Annotated in this window: 6 protein-coding genes and 1 pseudogene; 5 read left to right on the forward strand and 2 right to left on the reverse strand. The window is 75.5% G+C overall.

Annotated elements, in window-relative coordinates:
• From ACFUMH_RS15275 to ACFUMH_RS15285, 3 genes are all read left to right on the forward strand, one after another.
• Window positions 1-525, forward strand: a 525-nt coding sequence (locus ACFUMH_RS15275) for a hypothetical protein (RefSeq protein WP_378207318.1), incomplete at its 5' end; no start/stop codon positions are given.
• A gap of 371 nt (window positions 526-896) precedes the next feature.
• A complete protein-coding gene (locus tag ACFUMH_RS15280) occupies window positions 897-1,193 on the forward strand; it encodes a DUF1540 domain-containing protein (RefSeq protein ID WP_378207321.1) in 297 nt (98 codons plus the stop codon).
• A gap of 83 nt (window positions 1,194-1,276) precedes the next feature.
• Window positions 1,277-2,386: an aromatic acid exporter family protein gene (locus tag ACFUMH_RS15285; protein WP_378207324.1), complete on the forward strand. Its 1,110-nt coding sequence runs from the start codon at window positions 1,277-1,279 to the stop codon at window positions 2,384-2,386.
• 59 nt (window positions 2,387-2,445) lie between these two features.
• On the opposite strand, the gene ACFUMH_RS15290 is transcribed toward ACFUMH_RS15285, so the two are convergent.
• On the reverse strand, window positions 2,446-3,183 hold the full coding sequence (locus ACFUMH_RS15290; protein WP_378207327.1) for an aminoglycoside phosphotransferase family protein: 738 nt from the start codon (window positions 3,181-3,183) through the stop codon (window positions 2,446-2,448).
• A 121-nt stretch (window positions 3,184-3,304) separates the two neighbouring features.
• Entirely contained in the window at window positions 3,305-4,168 is an 864-nt protein-coding gene (locus ACFUMH_RS15295) for a hypothetical protein (protein WP_378207330.1), read from the reverse strand.
• A gap of 216 nt (window positions 4,169-4,384) precedes the next feature.
• Between ACFUMH_RS15295 and ACFUMH_RS15300 the strand changes: the two are divergent.
• Together ACFUMH_RS15300 and ACFUMH_RS15305 are read left to right on the forward strand one after the other, a co-directional pair.
• Window positions 4,385-5,086 (forward strand): annotated as a pseudogene (locus ACFUMH_RS15300) (RNA polymerase sigma factor); the annotation flags it as partial.
• A gap of 244 nt (window positions 5,087-5,330) precedes the next feature.
• Window positions 5,331-5,601: YcaO-like family protein (locus ACFUMH_RS15305; protein WP_378207335.1), on the forward strand; the 271-nt coding region annotated here is incomplete at its 3' end.

A 5,601-nucleotide genomic window follows, 5' to 3' on the forward strand; every position in this document is an offset into this window, starting at 1 on the left:
ACGGAGCGGATGCTGGAGGGCGTGCTGGGTTCGCTGTCGTCGGTGGATCTGGCGGTGGACAGCGTGCTGGCTGGTTTGCCGTCGACGGAGCGGATGCTCGAGGGCGTGCTGGATCACCGGCCCGCGGCGGACGATGAACCGCCTTCTGGCGAGGGAACGATCGACGCAGCTGGGGGTCCTGATGTCTCGAATCTGACCAGTTCGCTCGACCTGTGGCTCGACTCTGTGCTGGCGCCCGAAGGACCGGGTGCTGACGGCGTCCTCGGCTCGCCGTTGGCGGGCGAATCCTCGCCCCACATTGAAGTGTCTGCATCGGTCGCTTGGCGCACCGCTCTGGCGGCGTTGCTGAGCGACTGCCCGCGACCCACGATGAAGCAAGTCGGCGCATTTGGTACAGCCGTCACCGTGGTCGCCGCGGTGATGTTTGACTTCTTGCCTGGCGCCGGCGCTGCGGACGTATACGGGTGGGCGACGGCTTTGACCTTCGCTTGGCTGCTCCTGCGCTACGCGTGGCGCTCGCCCTAGTTGGCGGATCCCCCTAGGGACGAGGGTGCACCGGTGCTCCGCAAGTGTCGCAGGAGTCTTGATGCGTTGCGTCAACTCGCGTTGAGCGCACCGTCTCTAGGAACGCGTGGTCGGTCTTCGCGGTCATTGACACGCGGCGGCGCCTGGAGTGTGGCCCGGAGCCTCGTTGCAATCTGGACTCGGATGGGCCCCCTCATTGACCGCGCCTCAGGCAGGTCTCAGCGTCGCGACGAAGGGTAGCCTCACCTGAAAATCGCCCCTGACCTGCGGCTTAGCAAGTCCTTCCTTGGTGGCGTGACCCACGACACAGGTCTACCGTCGAGAGGGAACGCCGTGCTGCGGCACGGACCCGATCCCCTCGGAGGTCTGGCATGAGCACCCTCGCAGAGCTTCCTCCCGTCGCCGAGTGCTCGGTCGACGGCTGTTCGTACAACGAGCACCACTCCTGCCACGCGGCGGCCATCACGGTCGGCGGCACGGGTGACGCGCAGTGCGCGACGTTCATCCCGCTGAGCGCGAAGGGCGGCCTCGACAAGGTCGTCTCGCACGTCGGCGCCTGCCAGCGTCAGGACTGCCTGCACAACTCCCACCTCGAGTGCAACGCCGACTCGATCCGGGTGGGCGCGGGCCACGACCTGGCGGACTGCCTGACGTTCGCCCCGCGCTGACCGCCCCACGGCACGGCCGTCGGCCGGGGCGGTCGACGGCCGTGCCGGTTGCGGCGGCGCGCCCGCTCGGATCGACTGGCCGGATGCGTCCCGACCGGGCGGCGGCCCGCCGGCTGCTGCGGCACCCACGCGTCGACATGGCGGTCAAGGCCGCCGTCGCCGCCACGGTCGCGTGGGTCGTGGCACGGCAGCTGCCGGGCGTCGACGAGTACGCGTTCTACGCGCCCTTCGGCGCCGTCGCCACCACGTACTCGGCCGTCGTCCACTCGGTCTCGGCAGCCGTCCGGACGGTCGTGGCGATCCTGCTCGGCGCGGTGCTGGGCGTCGCCGCCGACCAGCTCCTGGGTCCCGGCCTGCTCGCGATCCCGCTCGTCGTCGGCCTCGGCATGCTGCTGGCGGGCCTGCCGTGGCTCGGCGACAGCCGCTCGTACGTCCCGGTCGCCGGCATGTTCGTGCTGCTGCTCGGGCACGGGCAGGAGGTCGGGTACGCCGCGTCGTACGCCGGCCTGTTCCTGCTCGGTGCGGCGTGCACCGTCGCGGTCAGCGCGATCCGGCCCCCGCTGCCGCTGGACCGCACCGACCGTGCCCTCGCCGCGCTGCGCGACGCGTGCGCCGAGCAGCTGACGCAGCTGGCGGCCGTCCTCGACCCCGGGGACGACGAGGACCCCGGCGACCCGCCGGGCCGCGACCACCTCACCGACACCCTCGCCCGCGCCCGCTCGGCGACGGACGAGCTGCGGGAGGCGGCGCGGGGCAACCCGCGCGGACGCCGGCACGCCGCCGCGGTCGCCCGACGCACCGACGACCTCGGGGCGCTGCAGCGCGTCGTGCTCCTCGTCGACGACCTCCAGGCGATGTCGGAGGACCGGCCGTGGGGCACCAGCGTGCGCGCCTTCCCCGCCGGGCTCCGCGCCCGCATGGCCGACGCGCTGCGCGAGCTGGCCGCGACGACGGCCGAGGCCGCGACGAGCGACGACGAGCCCGGCCGGCGGCGCTCCGCCGACACGGCGGTCCGGGCGCTCGCCGCCGAGCTGCGCCGGTACGAGCACGACGGGGGCTCGGAGGCGGTGGCGCTGGTCGCGTCGACGGTGATCACCACCCTGCGCCGGTCGCTGTCGGCGCTCACGCCGCACGAGCGCATCCGGCTGTCGGAGAGCCCCCTCGAGGACGTCGAGGAGGACGACGGGCCCTGACGGACCCGCGACTCCTGACGGACCGCCACGCGGCGGACGGTCGTGCCGTCCCCGCCGGCTCAGTCCCGCGCGGTGAGCTCCACGAGCGTGCGGATCAGCACCGCCGCGTCCTGCACGAGCTCACGCTCCCCGGGGACGAGGGCCGGGTCGGCCGCGCGCATCGCCGCCGCCTCGTCGAGGGCCGCGAGCGGGCTGGTGTCGCTCGCGTGCAGGAACGACGCGAGCAGCGCGCGCGCCGCCTGGGAGTAGTCGCCGCCCGCGTCGACGACGACCTCCGCGATGAGCAGGGCCGTGACGGCGACGTCGATGTCCGGCGTCGCGGGGCGCGCGTGCGACCAGTCGACGACGTACGGGCCGCGCTCGGTGAGCACCACCGTGCCGGGGTGCAGGTCCAGGTGCACGACCGTCGGCCCGGGGGCCGCGCCGCCGACCGGGCGCCAGCCCTCGGGCGCGGGGATCGCGTGCAGCTGCCGGTGCAGGTCCGCGAGGAGCTCGCCCGCGTCGTGCAGCGACATCTCGCCGGCGCCGAGGGCCTGGAGCATCGTCGGGCCGTGCAGCCACTCCATGACGAGGTCGGCCCCGGACGCGTCGTCGACGCGCGGCGCCGGGAAGCCGTGCGCGGCGAGGTGGTCGAGCAGCAGGCGCTCGGGCGTCACGTCACGGCCGTCGCGGTAGCGGCGCAGGACCCGGTCGTCGTCGACCGCGTAGATGTCCGCGGAGGCGCCGGAGGTCAGCAGCCGGCCCGGGACGTCGGCAGCGCGTGCCGGGTCCGTCGGGGCGACGTCGGCCGGAGGCATGCAAGGACGGTAACCCTCCCGTGCACGCGGTGTCGCGCCCAGGGTCGGGATCCGGTCATGACCGGGTCACGTGGCGACCGGCCGCCGCCCGACCAGCGGCGTCGCACGGACCCGCGCGTCGTCATCCGGTCAGGTCGTCGCCGCCGAGGTCGTCGCCGAGGTCGCCGAGGTCGGGCGGGCCGGCCGGCCGGGGGATGCCGGTCCACGGCTCGGGCCGCGCCAGCACCGACAGGCGGTGCAGCGCCCCGGCGTGCGTGCCCGGCAGCGGCTCGTGCCACACGCGGACGGGCTGGCGCGTCGCGACGCGGACGTCCACGTCGCGGCTGCGCGCGGCGACGTCGGCGCGCAGGGCGGCGACCTGCGCGTCCAGGTCGTCGTCGGCGCGGGTGAGGACGACGAACACGCCGCCGCCGAGCGTCGCCATGGGGTGCCCCGTGCCGAACACGGACCGCAGCGCCGCGCCCACGGCCGCGGACCGCGCCGCCCGCAGGAACCCGGTGACCTCGCCGGCCGCCACGTCGACGACCGCGAGGCCGTGCAGCTCCGCCGGGTCGACGTCCCGCTGCTCCGCCGCGAGGTACGCCTCCGCGAGCCGCACCCCCAGGTACTGGCGCGTCGGCAGGCCCGTCTCCGCGTCGACGCACGACCCCGCCACCACCAGCTCCGCCTGCGCGTCGGCCCAGCCCTCGTTCAGCGCGCGCACCGCGTCCATCGGCGGGTCGGCCCGACCGGTCGACCGGTAGAGGCACACGAGGTCGTCGACGGCCTCGCCGATGCCGACGCCGTTCTCCCCGCGCGCGCGGCCGAGGTCCCACGCGGGCGTCGACGGGTCCGCGTCCTGCAGCACGGCGCCGACGAGCGCGTCCACCGCCGGGTGGTACCAGTCGGACGGCCGTCGCCACACGGAGCCCACGCTGCGCTCGCGCCACCGCTCGCGCAGGCCCTCGGGGAGCGCGCGCCCGTCCTTGCCGATGTGGGTCGTCACACCGGATGAGAGGGCGCACCCCGCGGGGTATGACGCCGGTCGGGAGACCGATCTGCCGTTCCTCACCCGGTCGGCCCAGCGGACGGTCATTTCACCCGTCCGGCGTCCAGGTCCGCGTCCGTGCTGGTCCGGACGTGGGCGGGCCGGGGTCCGCCGCGCGTGAGGCGACGGCGGGTGTCCACCGGAGATCCGTCGGGTTCATCCGATGAGTCGGTTATGGCACGCTTGCCGTCGGAACCAGGCTTCGACGGGGGTCCCGGCGTGGTAGCAGACGCGGGCACGGACGGTGTCATCGACGATGACGACGCCGCGCTCCTGCGCGCCACCCGCGCCGGCCGGTCCGAGGCCTTCGGACGCCTCTACGAGCGGCACGCCGGCGCCGCGCTCGTCGTGGCCCGGCAGTACACGGACTCGACCGCCGACGCCGAGGACGTCGTGGCCGACGCGTTCGCCGCCGTGCACCGAGCGATCCGCGGCGGCGCCGGTCCCGAGGTCGCGTTCCGCGCGTACCTCTTCACCGCCGTGCGGCGCACCGCGACCGTGCACCGCAAGCAGGGCCGTCGCGTCGAGCCGACCGACGACGTCGCGACCCTCGAGACCGCCGCGACGCCCGTCGAGGCCGCCGAGGGCCCCGCGCTCGCCGGGTTCGAGCGCAGCGTCGTCGCCCGCGCCTTCCGGTCGCTGCCCGAGCGGTGGCAGGCGGTGCTGTGGCACTCCGAGGTCGAGGGGCTCACGCCCGCGGAGATCGCGCCCGTGCTGGGGCTCACCGCCAACAGCACCGCGGCGCTCGCCTACCGGGCGCGCGAGGGCCTGCGCCAGGCCTACCTCCAGCAGCACCTGCACGACCCGCTCGACGGCGGCTGCCGCGGCGTCGCCGGCAAGCTCGGGTCGTACGTGCGCGGCGGCCTCGGCACGCGGGACACGACGCAGGTCGAGCGGCACCTCGAGGAGTGCGGCGACTGCCGCGCACTCGTCCTCGAGCTCGGCGACGTCAACCACGGCATGCGCGCCGTCGTCGCGCCGCTCGTCCTCGGGCTGGTCGGCGTCGCCGCGCTGCGGCACCCCCTGCCCGTCGGCGGCGGGATCGCGGCCGGCACGGCGGCGCTCGCGGTGCAGCCGGTGGTGGGCGGCGCGGCGAGCGGTGCGGCCGGTGCGACCGCGGGTGGCGCGGCCGGGGGAGCGTCGGGCGGTGCGACGGCGCCTGCGGGACGACCTCGCCCGGTGCGTGGACGCCGTCACCGGCGCCGGCTTCGACGTGGTCGTCGTCGACCAGACCATGCCCGAACAGCGGGCGCTGGGCCTGAGGACCGTCAGCGTCCTCGTCCCCGGCCTGCTCCCCATCGACTTCGGCTGGACCCGCCAGCGCGCCCTCGGCATGCCCCGCCTGCGCACCGCCCTGCGCGAGGCGGGCCTCGCCGGCCGCGACCTCACCG

It is taken from the genome of Cellulomonas sp. NPDC057328 (assembly GCF_042667215.1).
In the GTDB taxonomy this organism is placed as follows: Bacteria; Actinomycetota; Actinomycetes; order Actinomycetales; family Cellulomonadaceae; genus Cellulomonas.